The sequence below is a fragment of the Amycolatopsis sp. NPDC049159 genome (assembly GCF_040648295.1).
GTDB lineage: Bacteria > Actinomycetota > Actinomycetes > Mycobacteriales > Pseudonocardiaceae > Amycolatopsis > Amycolatopsis pretoriensis_A.
In genome coordinates, this window is the sequence record NZ_JBEZDL010000003.1 from 149,259 (window position 1) to 164,585 (window position 15,327).

The window sequence follows — 15,327 nt, forward strand, 5'->3', positions numbered from 1 at the left end:
GGTGGGTCTCGACCTGCGGATCTGCCCGGCGTGCGGTGACCGGGCCGAGCGCCCGGTCGTCTCCGGCACGACGCTGGAGTGCGCGCGCTGCGGGCACACGTGGCCGTTCCGGAAGCTGCCGCTCTTCGCGCTGACCGGGCCGAGCGGCGCGGGCAAGTCGACGCTCGGGCCGCTGCTGGCGTCCCGGTTCGGCGGGGACGTCGTCGTGCTGGAGCAGGACGTCCTCTGGACGGGCGCGCTCCGCGACGACGTCCCGGCGTTCCGCGCGGTCTGGCTCCGGATGGCGGCGATGCTGCACCAGAACGGCCGCCCGGTCGTGCTCTGCGGCACCGTCGCGCCCCCGGAGTTCGAGCCGCTGCCGGAGCGCGCGTTCTTCAGCGACGTCCACTACCTCGCGCTGGTCGGCTCGCCGGAGTCGCTGCGACGGCGGCTGCGGGCCCGCCCGGCCTGGCGCGAGTGGGACGAGCCGCGGATCGAGGAGATGCTGGAGTTCACCGCCTGGCTCCGGACGTCGGCCGACGAGCTGGGGGTCGAGCTCCTCGACACGACGGAGGTCTCCGCGGAGTCCGCGGCCGACCACGTCGAGAAGTGGATCCGGGCCCGGCTGCCCTGACCCGGCGCGCACTTTCACGTGAAAGTGCGCGCCGGGTCAGCCGAGTGGCCAGGTGCGGCCGCCGGGTTCGTCGAGCCAGAACTCCTGACGCGCGCCGGTCACCGTCACGCCGAAGCGGTCGCGGTCCGGCTTGTCGAGCTCGCACCAGTCGACGTAGGCCGCCTCGGCCAGTTCCCACAGCGCGCGCGGGCCGCCCTGGGCCACCTCGTCGGCCCCGGCGCGCTTGCGGTGGCGGACCCACGAGCCGTCCGGGTGGACCAGCGCCACGCTCGGCGTTTCTTCGTCGCCGCCGTCGCGCACCGGGCGGACGCCCGGCAGGGCCAGGCCGGCGAAGAACTCGAACTGACGGCGGGGCTGCAGCACCGCCGACATCGGCAGCCGCGTCTGCTCCCAGTCTTCGCGAGAGGGCATCGGGAGCGGCTCGGTGTGGGGCAGCCGGTGGGCGCGCAGCGGCATGAACCGGCCGTCGCGCGCCAGCACGCGGCCCTGTCCCGAGCCGTCTTCGCTCGCGACGAGCCGGATCAGCCCGGCGCCGAGCGGCCGGTTCAACGTCGTCACGACCAGGCCGCCCGGTTTCGTCTGCGCCAGCCAGGGCAGCGGGATCGACGACACCGCCGCCGTGCACAGCACGCGGTCGAAGAGGACGCCGGCCGGGAAGCCGAGCGCGCCGTCGCCCACCGCGCACGCGGGGTGGTAGCCCGCGGCGGCCAGGCGTTCGCGCGCCTGGGCGACGAGCACCGGGTCGATGTCCACTGTGGACACCTGGCCGGCGCCGCAGCGGTGGCTCAGCAGCGCGGCGTTGTAGCCGGTGCCGGTGCCGATCTCGAGGACGCGGTCGCCGTCGCGCACCCGCAGCTCCTCCAGCATGATCGCCATGATCGAGGGCATGCTCGACGAGCTCGTCGGCGTACCCGCCACCGGCCCGTCGCGGCGGGCGAGGGTCCAGCGCTCCGGGTCGTCGTCGAGCTGCGTCACCAGCACGTCGCGCGAGTAGACCGTCTCGAGCCAGCCCGGGTCGGCGTGGTCGACCGCCGCCCACCGGCCGCCCGCCGGCACGAAGAACCGGGGCAGGAAGACGTGGCGGGGCACCGCCCGGAAGGCGGCGATCCACTCCGGGGCGTGCAGGACGTCCTCGTCGAGCAGGTGCTCGACGAGGCGCCGCCGCAGCCGGGCCGAGCGCGTCATGGGACCACGTTAGCGGTGAGCGTCACACCCGATGGTTGCAAGCAGAGTGCTTGCAATAGCTAGCACTCGCGCGTACCGTCGATGGTGTCGCGAGGAGGTGACCGGATGGCAGAAACCGGTGGGACCCCGCCAGGATCCGGCGGTCCCATGGAGAAGGTCGCGGACATCGCTTCCGACATCGGCGAGTACATCCGCCAGCAGCGCAACACCGCGAAGATTTCGTTGCGCCAGCTGTCGAAGCTCGCCGGCGTGTCCAACCCGTACCTGAGCCAGATCGAGCGCGGGGTCCGCAAGCCCAGCGCGGAGATCCTGCAGCAGATCGCCAAGGGCCTGCGCATTTCGGCGGAAGCGCTGTACGTGCAGGCCGGGATCCTCGATCTGCCGACGGGCGGCCCGGTGGGCGACGCGATCCGCGCCGACGCCGAGCTGACCGAACGGCAGAAGCAGGTCCTGCTCGACGTTTACGAGTCCTTCCGCCGGGAGAACGCCGCGGCACGGCCGGCCGCCGAGTCGTCTCCCGCCGAGGACACCCCAGCCACCAAGCCAGTCGCAGACACCAAGGAGTCAGCATGACCACCCCCAAGACCGAGGACGTCAAGAAGGCCGTCACCACCGCCATCGACCAGGTCCGCACCCCGCTGCTCGCCGCGCTCGGCGCCGGCAACCTGGCCACGCACGCCGTCACCGACGCCGTCGCGAAGGCCCGCGAGAACGTGACCAAGAGCGGCGAGACCGCCCGCAAGAACCTGCAGGAGCTGCCGACCGACGTCGAGAGCCTCCGCGAGAAGCTGGACCCGGCCGAGCTGCGCAAGGTCATCGACGAGTACACCGAGGCCGCGCTCAAGCTGTACAACAAGCTGGCCGAGTCGGGCGAGCAGGCGTGGGACAAGTTCGCCGCGCAGCCGCAGGTCAAGAAGGCCATCGAGCAGCTCGAGGAGGCCCTGACCACCGCGCAGGGCCAGGTCGAGGGCGTCACCACCGAGGTCCGCGAGCGCGTCGACGGCGTGCTGGGCACCTTCACCAAGCGCACCCGCTCGGTGGGCGAGAAGACCGCCCGCAAGGTGACCGAGGTCGCCGGCGAGACCGCCGACGCCATCGAGGAGCTGGGCGACGACGTCGCCCACGAGACCCGTTCCGCGAGCCGCAAGGTCGCGAACAAGACGGCTCCGAAGACGGCCGCCCCGGCCCGCCGCACCACCACCAGCACCACCACGAGCGCCGCCGCGAAGAAGCCGGCCGCGCCGAAGACCGACAAGTAACCACGTCGTGAACGCCCGGCCCCGCCACCGCACGCCCGGTGGCGGGGCCGGGGTCGTTCGGGCGGTTTGCCGTAAGCTGTGGCTGTGCTAGTCGCCATCTGGATCCTCCAAGTCGTCCACTGGGGCAGCGCGCTGGTCGGCCTCTTCGCCTTCGTGCACGCGTTGCTGCAGCGCGCGGACGCCTACTCCGCGGCCGACCGCAAGACCAAGCCGATCTGGATGCTGATCACGGGCGCCGCGACGCTCGCCATGGCGCTGTTCGACGTCATGGGTCCGGGGATGATCTTCTGGGTGCCCGCCATGGCCGCGGCGCTGGTCTACATCGTGGACGTCCGCCCCAAGCTGATCGAGGTCCAGCGCGGCGGCTCCAACTGGTAGTCGCCGATTCGGCCAAAGGCAGGCCGACCCCCGCACGGCCGGCAGCCGTCGTCGCGAAGTCATTCGGCCGTGACTGTGGCCGGATCGGCGATGATCGGCACAGCTAGGGTGTCGGGGTGACCTGGACGATCGCCGGGAGCCTCACCGTCGTTCCCGCACCCACCCGTACCGACCTGCTCGCCGAGCCCGTGGCCAAAGCGCTGGCCGCGCTGGCCGACCCGGACGCCGTCGGCGTTACGGAGATCGATCCCTCGCTGGCCGACACCGCCGCCTTCTGCGAGGCCTACGGCTCGCCGCTCGAGGCGTCCGCCAACTGCGTCGTCGTCGCCGGCAAGCGCGCGGGCGAGGTCCGGTTCGCGGCCGCGCTCGTGCTCGCGACGACCCGCGCCGACGTCAACGGCGTGATCAAGCGCCGCCTCGACGTCCGCAAGGCGTCGTTCGCGCCGATGGACGAAGCCGTCGCGCTGACCGGCATGGAGTACGGCGGCATCACGCCCGTCGGCCTGCCCGCCGAGTGGCCGATCCTGCTCGACCGGCGCGTCGCGGACGCGCCCGAGCTCGTCATCGGCAGCGGGATCCGCGGCAGCAAGCTGCTGATCTCCGGCGCCGCGCTGGCCTCGCTGCCCGGGGCCGAGGTCATCGAGGACCTCGCCCGGTGACGTCGGTCTGGCTCCGGTACCTGACCGGTGCCGACATCGACTCGCTCGGCATCACGGACGCGGACATCGTCGGCGCGGTCGAGGACGTGCTCGCCGACCACGGCCGCGGCCAGGTCGTCTTCGAGCCGCGCACGCACCTCGTGCCGGACAACGGCGGCAAGGGCCACTTCAACATCCTCCGCGGCCACCTGTCGGCGAAACAGGTCAGCGGCGTGAAGGTCGTCGGTGACTTCGTGGGGAACTTCGAACGGGGCCTCCCTTCCGAAATGGCGTTGATCCTGCTGCTGGACCCGGACACGGGCATGCCGCGGGCGATCGTCGACGGCACGATGATCACCGAGGCCCGCACCGGCGCGATGACCGCCGTCGGCGCGAAGTACCTGGCGCGCCCGGGTTCCCGGGTGCTCGGGCACATCGGCGCCCGCGGTACCGCCTGGTGGAACGTCGTCCTCCTCGACTCGTTGTTCGACTTCGCCGAGATCCGCGTGACCAGCAAGCGCCCGGAGTCCCGCGAAGACTTCGGCCGCCGGCTGTCCGAACGGCTCGGCAAGGACGTCCGCGTCTGCGCCACGGCCGAGGAGACCCTGGACGGCGCGGACATCCAGGTCGAGGCCTCCCGGCTGGTCGAGCCCGAAGCGCTGGTGCGCCGCGAGTTCCTCCGGCCGGGCACCTTCCTGGTGCCCTACGGCACGATCAGCGCGCTGGAGCTCACGCTGCTCGACGACATCGACAAGGTCGTCGTCGACGACTGGCGCGAATCGCAGTCCGGCAACCCGCGGTTCGGCGCCCTGCGCCCGCAGCTCAACGCCGGCCTCCTCACCGCGGACGGGGTCCACGCCGAGATCGGCGACGTCGTGGCCGGGAAGAAGCCGGGCCGCGAGCACGACGCCGAGCGGATCCTGTTCTGGCACCGCGGACTGTCCACAACGGACGTCGCGGTGGCGGACATGATCCTCACCCGTGCCGAGGCTTCCGGCGTCGGCACCATGCTGCCGTACCGATGATCGTCACCGACAGCGGTTTCGCCGACGGTGAACGGTTGGTTCTGGACAAACCGCTGGTAGAGGAGCTGCGACGGCGCCGGGAAGAGGTCTTGACGGCGCTTGAGGGCGACGTCCCGGTCTACGGCGTGAACACCGGGATGGGCCGCCTGGCTGGGGTGGCGCTCGACGCGCGGCAGCAGGCCGAGCACCAGCGCAACCTGCTGATCGGCCGCGCGGTCGGCGGCCCGCCGTGGCTGCCGCCGGCCGACGTGCGCGCGCTGCTCGTCGTGCGGTTGCGGGACTTCCTGCAGCCCTGGTCGGGGGTGAGCGCGGAGCTGGTGCAGTTCCTGGTGGACCGGCTCAACGACGGGTTCACGCCCGCCGTCCCGCGGTCCGGGCTCGGCAGTTCGGGCGAGATCATCCCGCTGGCGCACGCGTTCCAGACGTTCCTCGGCATCGGCACGGTCCTCGAGGACGGCGTCGAAGTCCCGGCGGCCACGGCGCTCGCTTCGCGGGGTGCCACGCCGTACGTGCTGGGGCCGAAGGAAGGTGCTTCGCTGCTTCAGGGTTCTCCGCTGGCGGTGGTGCACGCCCAGCGCGGCTGGACCGACGCGCGGCAGCTCATCCGCCTGCAGACGCTGACCGAAGCGATGGCGATCGACGTCCTCGGTGCCCCGCGGGAGGTGTTTTCCCCGGCCATGGCGGGCGGCGACGACCACCTGCGGTCGGTGTTGTCTTCGCTGGGCGGTCTGGCGGGCCCGGGTCCCGTGCGAGCGGGCGTCGTGCAGGCACCGCTTTCGGTGCGGGTGGCGCCGCGGGCGCTGGCGCACGCTTCGCGCGTCAACGCGGAACTGGAGTCGGCTTTCCGGCGCTGGGCGACGATGCCGGGCGACTCCCCGTCGTTCGTCGACGGCGCGTTCCTCCCGGGGACGGGCTACCACGCGGTGGACCTGGGCCTGCGGATGGACGCGGTGACGGCGGCTCTCGTGCACCTGGGCGAGGTTTCGGTGCAGCGGCAGCACCGGTTGCTGGACGAGCGGTTCAGCGGGTTGCCGGCGCAGTTGACGCGGGACCCGGGACCCCAGGCGGGGCTGGTGCCGCTGCACAAGCGGGCGGTGGGCGAGCTGCACGCGCTGCGGCGGCTGGCGACGCCGGCGACGCTGGGATCGGTGGACACGTCGGCCGGCCAGGAGGACGTGCAGGCGTTCGCTTGGGCGGCGGGGGAGCAACTGCGGGCGGCGGCCGCGCACCTGTTCGCGATCACGGCTTGTGAGCTGGTCACGGCTTCACAGGCGCGGTATCTGGCGGCCGAGGGGGTGCCGGGGCTGCGCGAGGCTTACGAGTGGGTGCGGTCCGTGGTGCCGGTGGTCGAGGCGGACCGCGCGCTGGGGGCGGAGGTCCAGCGGTTGATCGAGGCACTCCCGGACGCGCTGGGGTGACCCCAGGGCTGATCGGGCAAGCGGCCGCGATGTTCGCCGTCACCAACGTCGACGATCTCGTGCTCTTGGCCGTCTTCTTCGGGCAAGCCGCCGGGCGGCGTGGGGAAGCCGAGGTCGTCGCCGGGCAGTTCCTCGGCTTCGCCGCGATCCTCGCCGTCTCCGTCGCGGCGGCGCTCGGGGCCGGGCTGCTGCCCGGCGGGTTCGTCCGGTGGCTGGGAGTCCTGCCGATCCTGCTCGGCCTTCGCGCGGCTTGGCAGGCGTGGCGCACCGAAGACGGCGAAACCGCGTCGGCCGCCGGGGTGCTCGGGATCGCGCTCGTGTGCTTCGCCAACGGGGGTGACAACGTCGGCGTCTACGTTCCCGCCTTCGCCGCGAGCGGCGCCGCCGGGCCGGCCGGGTACGTCGTGGTCTTCCTCGTGGGCCTCGCCGTCTGGTGCGTGGCCGGGCGGTTCCTCGCGACCCGGCCCGCCGTTGCCCGGGTGCTCGCGCGGTGGGGGCACGTCGTGCTGCCCGTGGTGCTCGTCGCGCTCGGGGTGTCGATCGTCGCCGGGGTGTTCTAGCGGCGGGCGTTCTGCAGTGCCAGCCCCCGCGGCGTCGCCAGCCGCGTGATCAGCGCGAAAGCCCCGTCGCACAGCAAAGCCAGGAGCACCGCCGCCAGGCCACCCGCGAAGATCTGGCCGTAACCTTGCGCCCCCAGCGCGAAGCCGTCGACGATGTAGCGGCCCAAGCCGCCGCCGTCGTTGACGATCGCGCCGATCGCCACCGTCGCGATCAGCTGGAGGAACGAGACCCGGGCGCCCGCCAGGATCACCGGGGAGGCCAGCGGGAGCTCCAGCCGCAGCATGATCTGCCACTCGCGGTAGCCCGTGCCGCGGGCGGCGTCGACCGTCTCCTGCTCCAGGGAGACCACGCCCGCGTACGTGTTGGTGAACAGCGGGGGCGCCGCCAGGGCCACCAGCGCGAGCAGGAGCGGCCAGAACGTCGTGTCCAGCTCCCAGCGGCTCGCCAGGAACCAGAACAGGATGATCAGCCCGAAGCTCGGGATCGCGCGCCCGATGTTGACCGCGCTGCTGGCCAGGAACGCGCCGCGGCGGTAGTGGGCCAGCCACAGGGCCAGCGGGATCGTCAGCACCGCCGCGATCACCAGTGCCAGCAGGGAAAACCTGAGGTGCTCCACCGTCCGGTACGGGACGCCCGCCTTGTCCGTCCAGCTCCAGCGGTTCGGGTCCGCGAGCCACGCGTCCAGCTGGTCGAAGAAGCTCATCGCGCCTTCCGGGTCCAGGGCGCCAGCACCCGCTCGCTGAGCCACAGCAGGAGGTCCACGACCACCGCCAGCACCACCGACAGCCCGACGCCGACGATGATCTCCGTCGGGTTGGGCGTCGCCGTCTGGATGCCGTGGCGGATGAAGTAGCCCAGGCCGCCGAGGCCGAGCATCGACGTCACCGTGACCAGGCCGATGGTCGTCACCGCCGCGACGCGCAGCCCGGCGATCACCACCGGCAGCGCGAGCGGCAGCTCGATCTGCCACAGCAGCCTGCCGCGCGTGTACCCCATGCCGATCGCGGCTTCGCGGACTTCGTTCGGCACCTGGTCGACGCCGGTGACGATGTTGCGGACCAGGATCAGCAGCGTGTACGTCGCCAGCGGGATCACCGCCGAGGCGAACGACAGCCCGAAGAACGGCACCAGCACCGCGAACGCGCCCAGGCTCGGGATCACGTACAACGCGCCCGCCGCGCTCAGGATGACCCCGTAGGACCAGCGGAAGCGCAACGACAGCAGCGCCAGCGCGATCGAGACGACCAGCCCGGCGCCGAGGGCGACACCGGTCAGGGAGATGTGTTCGACCAGCCGCTGGACGATGTCGTCGGCGTTGCGGTCCACCCACTTCCACTGGAAGATCGGCGGCCCGCTGTCGGCGGCCAGCGGCGTCACCGCGCTCACGTGCACCCGGCGACCTTACCCCGATCGGGCCGTTCGGATTCCGCACGCTGGGAAAATGGACGCTCTTCTCCCAACATGTGGATTCTTGTCGGGGGGCGGCGCTAGGGTCCTTTCGTCTGTTCGAGTGACGAGGGAGTGGGGATTCGTGCGCTGGTTCCGGAACGCGTCCGTGGTGGCGGTGGCCGTCGCGGCGACGCTCGGCTTGGCCGCCTGTGGTGGTGGCAGCGACAGCGGTGACAAGCCCGCCGCGCAGAGCAAGGGCGGGGCGCCGATCGTCGTCGCGTCCTTCAACTTCACCGACAGCCAGATCCTCGCCGAGATCTACGCCCAGGCGCTGGAGGCCAAGGGCTACCCGGTGACGAAGAAGCTGAACCTGGGCTCGCGGGAGCTGATCTACCCGTCGCTCAAGTCCGGTGAGCTGCAGTTCGTCCCGGAGTACCAGGGCGCGGCGATCACCACCGGCTTCGGCAAGGAGGCGGGCAAGAGCGCGCAGGAGGAGCACGACCAGCTGGCCAAGCTGTTCGAGCCCAGCGGCGTCGGGCTGCTGAACTACGCGCCCGCCGAGGACAAGAACACCTACATCGTCAAGTCGGACCTGGCCAAGGAAAAGGGCATCGCGTCCATCAGCGACCTGAAGAAGCTCGACAAGGTCGTCATGGCGGGTCCGCCGGAGTGCGAGAAGCGCCTTCCGTGCTTCCTCGGCTTCAAGGAGACCTACAAGCTGACGAACGCGACCTTCCAGACCATCCAGGAAGCCGGGCCGCGGGTCGAGCAGCTCAAGTCCGGGGCCGTCACGGTCATCCCGGTCGACTCGGTCAGCCCGCTGACCGGCGACTCGAACTACACGGTGCTCAAGGACGACCTGAACATCGTGCCGACCGAGAACGTCGTGCCGGCGGTGAACAAGAAGGTGCTCGACGAGCGCGGCGCCGACTTCGCGACCGCCGTCAACGCGGTGAGCGCGAAGCTGACGACCGACGTCATGCGCGACCTGAACAAGCGCGTCGACTCCGACGGTGAAAAGGCCGAAGACGTCGCGAAGGACTGGCTGGCGCAGGCCGGTCTCTAAGCGGTTCCGCGCACGACCCAGGCGCTCGCCCAGAGGGGGAGCGAGCCGTCCGGGTTCGTGGGCAGGCGGCCGCGCAGGAGTTCACGGATCTGGTCCCGGCGGGCCTCGGGCAGCGACGCGAGGTACGCCGGGGCCGGGCCCTGCGCGCCGAGGAACGGCTGCCAGTAGTCGTCGAAGTCCCGGAACACCGTGGGGATCTTGATCTCCCCGACGGAGACCCCGGTGAAGCCGGCTTCCGTCCACAGCCTGCCGAGGGGTTCCGGGCGGCACAGCGGGTATCGGCGCCCTTCGTCGAGGGCGGCGACCGGGTCGAGCTCGCCGGCCGCCTCCCAGAAGCGGCGGATCAGTTCCATGCCCTCGGCGAGGTCCCACAGGTACGCCGCGGCGAGCCCGCCCGGCGCGCTCACCCGGGCGATCTCCGCCGCCGCGCGCGCCGGGTCCGGGACGAAGTTCAGCACCAGCCCCGACACCACGACGTCGAAGCGGTCATCGGGGAACGGCAGCTCTTGGGCATCGGCCAGGGTGAACGACGCCCGCGGGTCGGTCACGCTCGCGCGGGCGGTCTCGAGGAACCCCTCGGACGGGTCGGCGCCGACGACCTCCGCCGGGTTCGCCGCCTTCAGCACCGCGGCCGTACACGCACCCGTGCCGCAGCCGACGTCGAGCCAGCGCCGGCTCGCCGGGACGTCGAGCTGCCGGACGAACGTCTCCGCGATCTTGCGGCTCCAGCGTCCGATGTAGGCCTCGTAAGCGTCGCCTGACTGCCACATGCCCCCGAGTACAGCACAAAAAGCGCTGGTCAGTCCTTCGCCAGCTCGCCGGTCGCGGTGTGGCCCGCTGACGTCGTGCGCCGCAGGAAGCCGGCGATCAGCGCCAGTTCTTCTTCGCTGTAGCCGGCGCAGAGCTCGTCCATCGCCGTGTTCATCCCCGCGTAGAGCCGGAACAGCTCCGCGTTGCGGCCGCGGACGGCACGCACCGCCACCGAACGCCGGTCGGCGGCCTCCGGATCGCGCTCGCGGACGATCCAGCCGCCCTTCTGGAGCCGGTCGAGGATGCCGGTCATGGTCGCCGGGTGCAGGCCGGCGCGGCGGGCCAGCGCGCTGGGGCTGAGCGGACCGTGCCGGGCGATCAGCTCGAGGCAGTCCAGGTCGACGTCCTTGAGCGCGAGGTGGGCGCTGACCTGGTGGTTCAGGAGGGAGAGCTGGTTGCGCAGCTCGCGCAGTGACTCCTTCACAGCCACGGTCGACCGGCGTCGGCGGACGCCCGCGCCATCATCTAATATGGAAGTCATATGATATGCTCCTCTTATCATCTGGACTTCAGGCATCAGCTTATCCCGGGGGTTCGCCATGATCGTGCTCACCGGAGCCACCGGCCTGGTCGGCCGCTCGCTCACCGCCGAACTGGGCGGCCGTGCCCGGGTCGTCACCCGCACGCCGCGCACGGCGGGCTTCCCATCGGACGTCGAGGTGGTCGAGGGCGATCCCTCGCGCCCGGAGACCCTCGCGGACGCGCTGCGGGGTGCGTCGGCGCTGTTCCTCCACCCGCGGGCCGTCGGCGCAGCCGCGCACGACCTGGTCGCGCTGGCCCGCGAGGCCGGCGTCCGCCGGGTGGTCGCGCTCTCCGCGGCCAATGTGGACGATGACCTCGCGGCGCAGCCGTCCCGGTTCCGTGGCGACCGCAACAAGGAGGCTGACGACGCCGCCGCGACGAGCGGGCTCGAGTGGGTGAGTTTGCGGCCGAGTTCGTTCGCCCTCAACGCGCTGACCGCGTGGGGCGGGCAGATCCGCGCCGGCGACGACGTCCGGTACGTGCACGCCGGGTTCGAGGAGTCGCCGCTCCACGAACGGGACCTGGTCGCGGTGCTGGTCCGCGCGCTCGTCGACGATGACGTGCTCGGCCGCTTCGACCTGACCGGTCCGGAATCGCTGTCGCACGCGGAGATGGTGCGGGTGCTCGGCGAGGTGCTCGGCCGGCCGTTGCGGTTCCACGAGGTGCCGGCCGAGGCGGCCGCGCGGGGGATGGTCGCGGGTGGCCTTCCGGAGCCGTTCGTGACGGCGATGATGGTGCGTTACGCCGCCCACCTCGCGCGCCCGCAGTTCCCGCCGACGGCCGAGGTGGAGAAGATCCTCGGCCGCCCGGCCCGGACCTTCGCGCACTGGGCGGCCGACCACGCCGCGGATTTCCGGGGCTGATCCGCGGTCGGGTGAGACCGCGCGCAGGACGTGCACGGCACGGTGGGATCGTGGAGTCTGTTCGCGAAGCTCGCCAGAAGGAGTGAAATGGGAAAGGTCACGGCCACCGCGGAGCGCACCATCGACGCTCCGGCCGACAAGGTTCGCGCGCTCGTCGCCGACTACGCCGAGACGCGCCCGAAGCTGCTCACCGAGCACTACCGCGACTACGAGGTCACCGAAGGCGGGGTCGGCGCCGGGACCAAGGCGGGCTGGAAGCTGCAGGCGACGTCCAAGCGGGTGCGCGACGTCAAGGCCACGGTCAGCGAGCCGAAGCCCGGCACGCTGGTCGAGACCGACGCGAACTCGAGCATGGTCACCACGTGGACGGTCGCCGAGGCCGGTGAGAAGAGCGTCGTGAAGATCGAGACCACCTGGGACGGTGCCGGTGGTGTCGGTGGCTTCTTCGAGAAGACCTTCGCGCCGGGTGGGCTGAAGAAGATCTACGACGGCGTGCTCGGGAAGCTCGCCGAGATCGTGTAGCGCGTCACAATCGGAATGTGCGCCCCGGTTAGCGGGTTCTACCCGGTGGAATCCGGGGCGCCTGCCCCGCTTCGACCGACTTGAGGAGTTCGACGGTGAACGCACCCACCCAGGCGACCGAGATCCGGCTCGCGTCCCGCCCGCACGGCGTCCCCACGCACGACAACTTCGAGATCGTGGACACCGGGATCCCCGCTGCGGGCGAGGGCCAGATCCTGGTGCGCAACCTGGTCATGAGCGTCGACCCGGCCATGCGCGGCCGGATGCGGGACGTGAAGTCCTACGCGCCGCCGTTCGAGGTGGGCGAGGTCATGAACGGCGGGGCGGTCGGCGAGGTCGTCGAGTCCCACGTGGACGGCGTGAAGCCGGGTGACCACGTGCTCCACCAGGCCGGCTGGCGCACGCACGCCGTGCTCGACGCCAAGCGGTTCGTCAAGGTGGACGGCGACGCCGCCCCGCTGTCGACGTACCTCGGCGTGCTCGGCATGCCGGGCCTCACGGCGTACGCGGGCCTGCTGGAGTCGGCCGAGTTCAAGCCGGGCGACACGGTGTTCGTCTCCGGCGCGGCCGGTGCGGTCGGCTCGCTCGTCGGGCAGCTCGCGAAGCTGAAGGGCGCCAAGCGGGTCATCGGCTCGGCGGGTTCGGCGGAGAAGGTCCGCCACCTGATCGACGACCTCGGCTTCGACGCGGCCTTCAACTACAAGGACGGCCCGGTCGCCGAGCAGCTGCACGCCGCGGCGCCCGAGGGCATCGACGTCTACTTCGACAACGTCGGCGGCGAGCACCTCGAAGCGGCGATCGACGCGATCACCGTGCACGGCCGCATCGCCGTCTGCGGGATGATCTCGCAGTACAACGCCACCGAGGCGACGCCGGCGCCGCGCAACCTCTCGCAGATCATCGCCAAGCGGATCACCATCCGCGGCCTGCTCGTGCTGGACCACTGGGGCCTGCAGGAGCAGTTCGTCACCGAGATCGCGCCGCTGGTGCAGTCCGGGCAGATCAAGTACTCGGAGACCTTCGTCGACGGCATCCGCAACGCGCCCGAGGCGTTCCTCGGCCTGCTGTCCGGGGCCAACACCGGCAAGATGCTGGTCCGCATCGCCGACTAGAGCAGTCCGGCCAGCTCCGGCAGGGTCGACGCGGTGTAGGTGGGCGCGGGCGAACCGGGCAGCGGGCGGACGCCGGGACGGGTGAGCAACGCCGTCTCGAGGCCCGCCGCCTGGGCGCCCGCGATGTCCCAGTCGTGCGCCGCGATCATCACCGCCCGCATCCCGGGGTACGCGGCCACGACCTGGCGGTACGGCTCGGGCGCGGGCTTGAGCCTGCCGACCTGCTCGGCCGAGAAGATCCGGTCGAGCAGCGGCGCCAGCCCGGCGTTCTGCAGCTGCGCCTCGGCGGTGGCGAGCGGCGAGTTCGTCAGCGCGACGACGGTGTGTCCCTTTTCGCGCAGCTTCGCGAGGCCGGGTTCGACGTCCGGGTGCGCGGGCAGCGAGCGCAGACCCGCGGCGACCTTTGCGAGGTCGACTTCCCGCCCGTGCCGGTCGGCGACCTCGATCGCGGCTTCCCCGGCGATGCCCGCGAAGTCGCGGTAGCCGCCGGTGGCCGTCACGGTCAGGACGGTGTGGATGGCCAGCCCGAACCACTCCCGCCGCACGTCGGGCCCGCCGACGACGGCGTCCATGGCAGCGAGGTCGAGCAGGGTCTCGTTGACGTCGAAGACGCAGAGCATGGGTTCAGTATTGCTGGGTCAGCGCCCGTTCGTTGAGTCCCGCGTCGAGTTCTTCCGCCGACACCGGCAGCGCCATCTGGTCGCGCATGATCGTGCCGAGCGTCGGCAGCGTCGAGCGGTCCGGCCAGGTCGCCGGGTCCCACAGCGAGGACCGCAGGAACGCCTTCGCGCAGTGCATGTACAGCTCTTCGACCTCGACGACCACCGCGAGCTTCGGCCGCTTGCCCCGCACCACCAGCGAGTCGAAGAAGGGCGCGTCCGAGACCAGCTTCGCGCGGCCGTTCACCCGGAGCGTCTCGTTCATCCCCGGCACCAGGAACAGCAGGCCGGCGTGCGGGTTGTCGATGATGTTGCGGAAGCTGTCGATCAGCTTGTTGCCGGGGCGGTCGGCGAGCACGAGGGTCTTGTCGTCGAGCACCAGGACGGAGCCCGCGGGGTCGCCCCGCGGCGAGACGTCGCAGCTGCCGTCGGGGGCGGACGTCGCCAGCAGGACGAACGGCGAGTGCGCGATCAGGTTCCGCGCGTGCTCGTCGATCCGGTCGATGATCTTCTGCTGGGTGATCGGCTTGGCTTCGCCGATCAGGTCCCGCAAGGCCTCGTGTGAGTCGATGATCCCCATGCGCCCAAGCTAGCGCGCCCCACCGACAAAGCGGGACTGCCCAGCAGCCGTCGCACCTCCGGTCAGGGCCGGTGGCCGATCGGAGCGCCCGTCCGGCCCGCGATCGCGATCCGGGCCGCCGTCGTCGACTTCTCGACCACCAGGTCCACCGAATAGCCGTGCTTCACGAAGACGCCGTCGAGCTGGAACGTGCCGTAGCCGTGCGCCTGGGTGAACAGCTGCTCCATCAGCTCCAGCGCCGTCGCCGGGTCCGGCGCGACCGCCAGGCAGCGCATCAGGAACTCGTCGGTCAGCCTTCGGGTCTGTTCGTGCAGCTCGGTCTGCTCGGGACCGTGCAGGCCGTCGGCGTAGAGGACGTTCATCCCGGCCCGCCGCTCGATCAGGTAGCGGGTGTAGGCGCCGGCCGCCGCGGCCAGTGCGTCCGCCGGGTCGGTGTGCTCGGCCGCCGCGGTGGCGACGCGCTCGGCGAGCTGGCAGGCGATCGTGCACGCGACCTCGGCGAGCAGGCTCTCGCGGTCGGCGAAGTGGCGGTAAGGCGCGCCCGGGCTGACCTTCGCGCGCCGGGCGACCTCCGCGACCGAGAAGCCGGCCAGCCCCTGCTCCGCGATGAGGTCGAGGGAGACGCGCACGAGCTCGCCGCGGAGGTCGCCGTGGTGGTACTTGCCGCCCATGAGCTGGTTCACATCTCCCGATCGAAATATGTAAGACCTCTCTTACGTAGACATGT

General features: G+C 71.5%; 20 protein-coding genes. 12 read left to right on the forward strand and 8 right to left on the reverse strand.

The annotated features are described in order from the left end of the window. The first annotated feature begins 1 nt into the window (after position 1). Positions 2-613 carry a nucleoside kinase gene (locus AB0B33_RS06845; protein ID WP_360767832.1) on the forward strand — a complete coding sequence of 204 codons (612 nt, stop codon included), beginning with the start codon at positions 2-4 and terminating at the stop codon, positions 611-613. A 36-nt stretch (positions 614-649) separates the two neighbouring features. Here the strand turns inward: AB0B33_RS06845 and AB0B33_RS06850 are convergent, their stop codons facing one another. Further along, the gene (locus AB0B33_RS06850; RefSeq protein ID WP_360767835.1) at positions 650-1,798 is read right to left on the reverse strand and encodes a methyltransferase domain-containing protein; all 1,149 of its coding nucleotides are present in this window, start codon (positions 1,796-1,798) and stop codon (positions 650-652) included. Between the two features lie 147 nt (positions 1,799-1,945). Between AB0B33_RS06850 and AB0B33_RS06855 the strand changes: the two genes are divergently transcribed. From AB0B33_RS06855 to AB0B33_RS06885, 7 genes are all read left to right on the forward strand, one after another. Next, positions 1,946-2,371, forward strand: coding sequence for a helix-turn-helix transcriptional regulator (locus AB0B33_RS06855; RefSeq protein ID WP_360767838.1), 426 nt, complete (start codon positions 1,946-1,948; stop codon positions 2,369-2,371). Then, complete coding sequence (locus AB0B33_RS06860; RefSeq protein WP_360767841.1) at positions 2,368-3,057, forward strand: hypothetical protein; 690 nt, start codon at positions 2,368-2,370, stop codon at positions 3,055-3,057. Before AB0B33_RS06855 ends, AB0B33_RS06860 begins: the two co-directional genes overlap by 4 nt. Positions 3,058-3,141: 84 nt before the next feature. Beyond that, entirely contained in the window at positions 3,142-3,435 is a 294-nt protein-coding gene (locus AB0B33_RS06865) for a DUF2516 family protein (RefSeq protein WP_247015483.1), read from the forward strand. A 116-nt stretch (positions 3,436-3,551) separates the two neighbouring features. Continuing rightward, positions 3,552-4,094, forward strand: coding sequence for a YbaK/EbsC family protein (locus AB0B33_RS06870; protein WP_247015481.1), 543 nt, complete (start codon positions 3,552-3,554; stop codon positions 4,092-4,094). Beyond that, positions 4,091-5,098, forward strand: a complete 1,008-nt coding sequence (locus tag AB0B33_RS06875) for an ornithine cyclodeaminase family protein (RefSeq protein WP_360767845.1) — start codon at positions 4,091-4,093, stop codon at positions 5,096-5,098. Before AB0B33_RS06870 ends, AB0B33_RS06875 begins: the two co-directional genes overlap by 4 nt. Then, positions 5,095-6,516 (forward strand): aromatic amino acid lyase, encoded by a 1,422-nt coding sequence (locus AB0B33_RS06880; protein ID WP_360767847.1) that lies wholly within the window; start codon positions 5,095-5,097, stop codon positions 6,514-6,516. Before AB0B33_RS06875 ends, AB0B33_RS06880 begins: the two co-directional genes overlap by 4 nt. Then, the gene (locus tag AB0B33_RS06885; protein ID WP_360767850.1) at positions 6,513-7,076 is read left to right on the forward strand and encodes a cadmium resistance transporter; all 564 of its coding nucleotides are present in this window, start codon (positions 6,513-6,515) and stop codon (positions 7,074-7,076) included. Before AB0B33_RS06880 ends, AB0B33_RS06885 begins: the two co-directional genes overlap by 4 nt. Here the strand turns inward: AB0B33_RS06885 and AB0B33_RS06890 are convergent. Then, positions 7,073-7,780 (reverse strand): ABC transporter permease subunit, encoded by a 708-nt coding sequence (locus tag AB0B33_RS06890; protein ID WP_247015473.1) that lies wholly within the window; start codon positions 7,778-7,780, stop codon positions 7,073-7,075. The genes AB0B33_RS06885 and AB0B33_RS06890 overlap by 4 nt on opposite strands. Next, complete coding sequence (locus AB0B33_RS06895; RefSeq protein WP_247015471.1) at positions 7,777-8,469, reverse strand: ABC transporter permease; 693 nt, start codon at positions 8,467-8,469, stop codon at positions 7,777-7,779. The genes AB0B33_RS06890 and AB0B33_RS06895 overlap by 4 nt, the downstream gene beginning before the upstream one ends. 139 nt (positions 8,470-8,608) lie before the next feature. Between AB0B33_RS06895 and AB0B33_RS06900 the strand changes: the two genes are divergently transcribed. Further along, entirely contained in the window at positions 8,609-9,532 is a 924-nt protein-coding gene (locus AB0B33_RS06900) for an ABC transporter substrate-binding protein (protein WP_360767855.1), read from the forward strand. Here the strand turns inward: AB0B33_RS06900 and AB0B33_RS06905 are convergent. Together AB0B33_RS06905 and AB0B33_RS06910 are read right to left on the reverse strand one after the other, a co-directional pair. After that, positions 9,529-10,302 (reverse strand): methyltransferase domain-containing protein, encoded by a 774-nt coding sequence (locus AB0B33_RS06905; protein ID WP_360767858.1) that lies wholly within the window; start codon positions 10,300-10,302, stop codon positions 9,529-9,531. The genes AB0B33_RS06900 and AB0B33_RS06905 overlap by 4 nt on opposite strands. A gap of 29 nt (positions 10,303-10,331) precedes the next feature. Beyond that, complete coding sequence (locus AB0B33_RS06910) at positions 10,332-10,823, reverse strand: MarR family transcriptional regulator (protein WP_360767860.1); 492 nt, start codon at positions 10,821-10,823, stop codon at positions 10,332-10,334. 58 nt (positions 10,824-10,881) lie between these two features. Between AB0B33_RS06910 and AB0B33_RS06915 the strand changes: the two genes are divergently transcribed. The 3 genes from AB0B33_RS06915 to AB0B33_RS06925 all read left to right on the forward strand — a co-directional run bounded on the left by AB0B33_RS06915 (position 10,882) and on the right by AB0B33_RS06925 (position 13,361). Continuing rightward, positions 10,882-11,727: an NAD(P)H-binding protein gene (locus tag AB0B33_RS06915; RefSeq protein WP_360767863.1), complete on the forward strand. Its 846-nt coding sequence runs from the start codon at positions 10,882-10,884 to the stop codon at positions 11,725-11,727. An 87-nt stretch (positions 11,728-11,814) separates the two neighbouring features. Further along, on the forward strand, positions 11,815-12,249 hold the full coding sequence (locus AB0B33_RS06920) for an SRPBCC family protein (RefSeq protein WP_247015461.1): 435 nt from the start codon (positions 11,815-11,817) through the stop codon (positions 12,247-12,249). A 95-nt stretch (positions 12,250-12,344) separates the two neighbouring features. After that, positions 12,345-13,361, forward strand: coding sequence for an NADP-dependent oxidoreductase (locus tag AB0B33_RS06925; RefSeq protein WP_360767866.1), 1,017 nt, complete (start codon positions 12,345-12,347; stop codon positions 13,359-13,361). Here the strand turns inward: AB0B33_RS06925 and AB0B33_RS06930 are convergent. The 3 genes from AB0B33_RS06930 to AB0B33_RS06940 form a co-directional block, all read right to left on the reverse strand. Further along, on the reverse strand, positions 13,358-13,981 hold the full coding sequence (locus tag AB0B33_RS06930) for an HAD family hydrolase (RefSeq protein WP_247015457.1): 624 nt from the start codon (positions 13,979-13,981) through the stop codon (positions 13,358-13,360). The genes AB0B33_RS06925 and AB0B33_RS06930 overlap by 4 nt on opposite strands. 4 nt (positions 13,982-13,985) lie before the next feature. Next, positions 13,986-14,600 carry a pyridoxamine 5'-phosphate oxidase family protein gene (locus AB0B33_RS06935; protein WP_360767869.1) on the reverse strand — a complete coding sequence of 205 codons (615 nt, stop codon included), beginning with the start codon at positions 14,598-14,600 and terminating at the stop codon, positions 13,986-13,988. 62 nt (positions 14,601-14,662) lie between these two features. Next, positions 14,663-15,283, reverse strand: a complete 621-nt coding sequence (locus AB0B33_RS06940) for a TetR/AcrR family transcriptional regulator (protein ID WP_360767872.1) — start codon at positions 15,281-15,283, stop codon at positions 14,663-14,665. Positions 15,284-15,327: the final 44 nt, after the last annotated feature.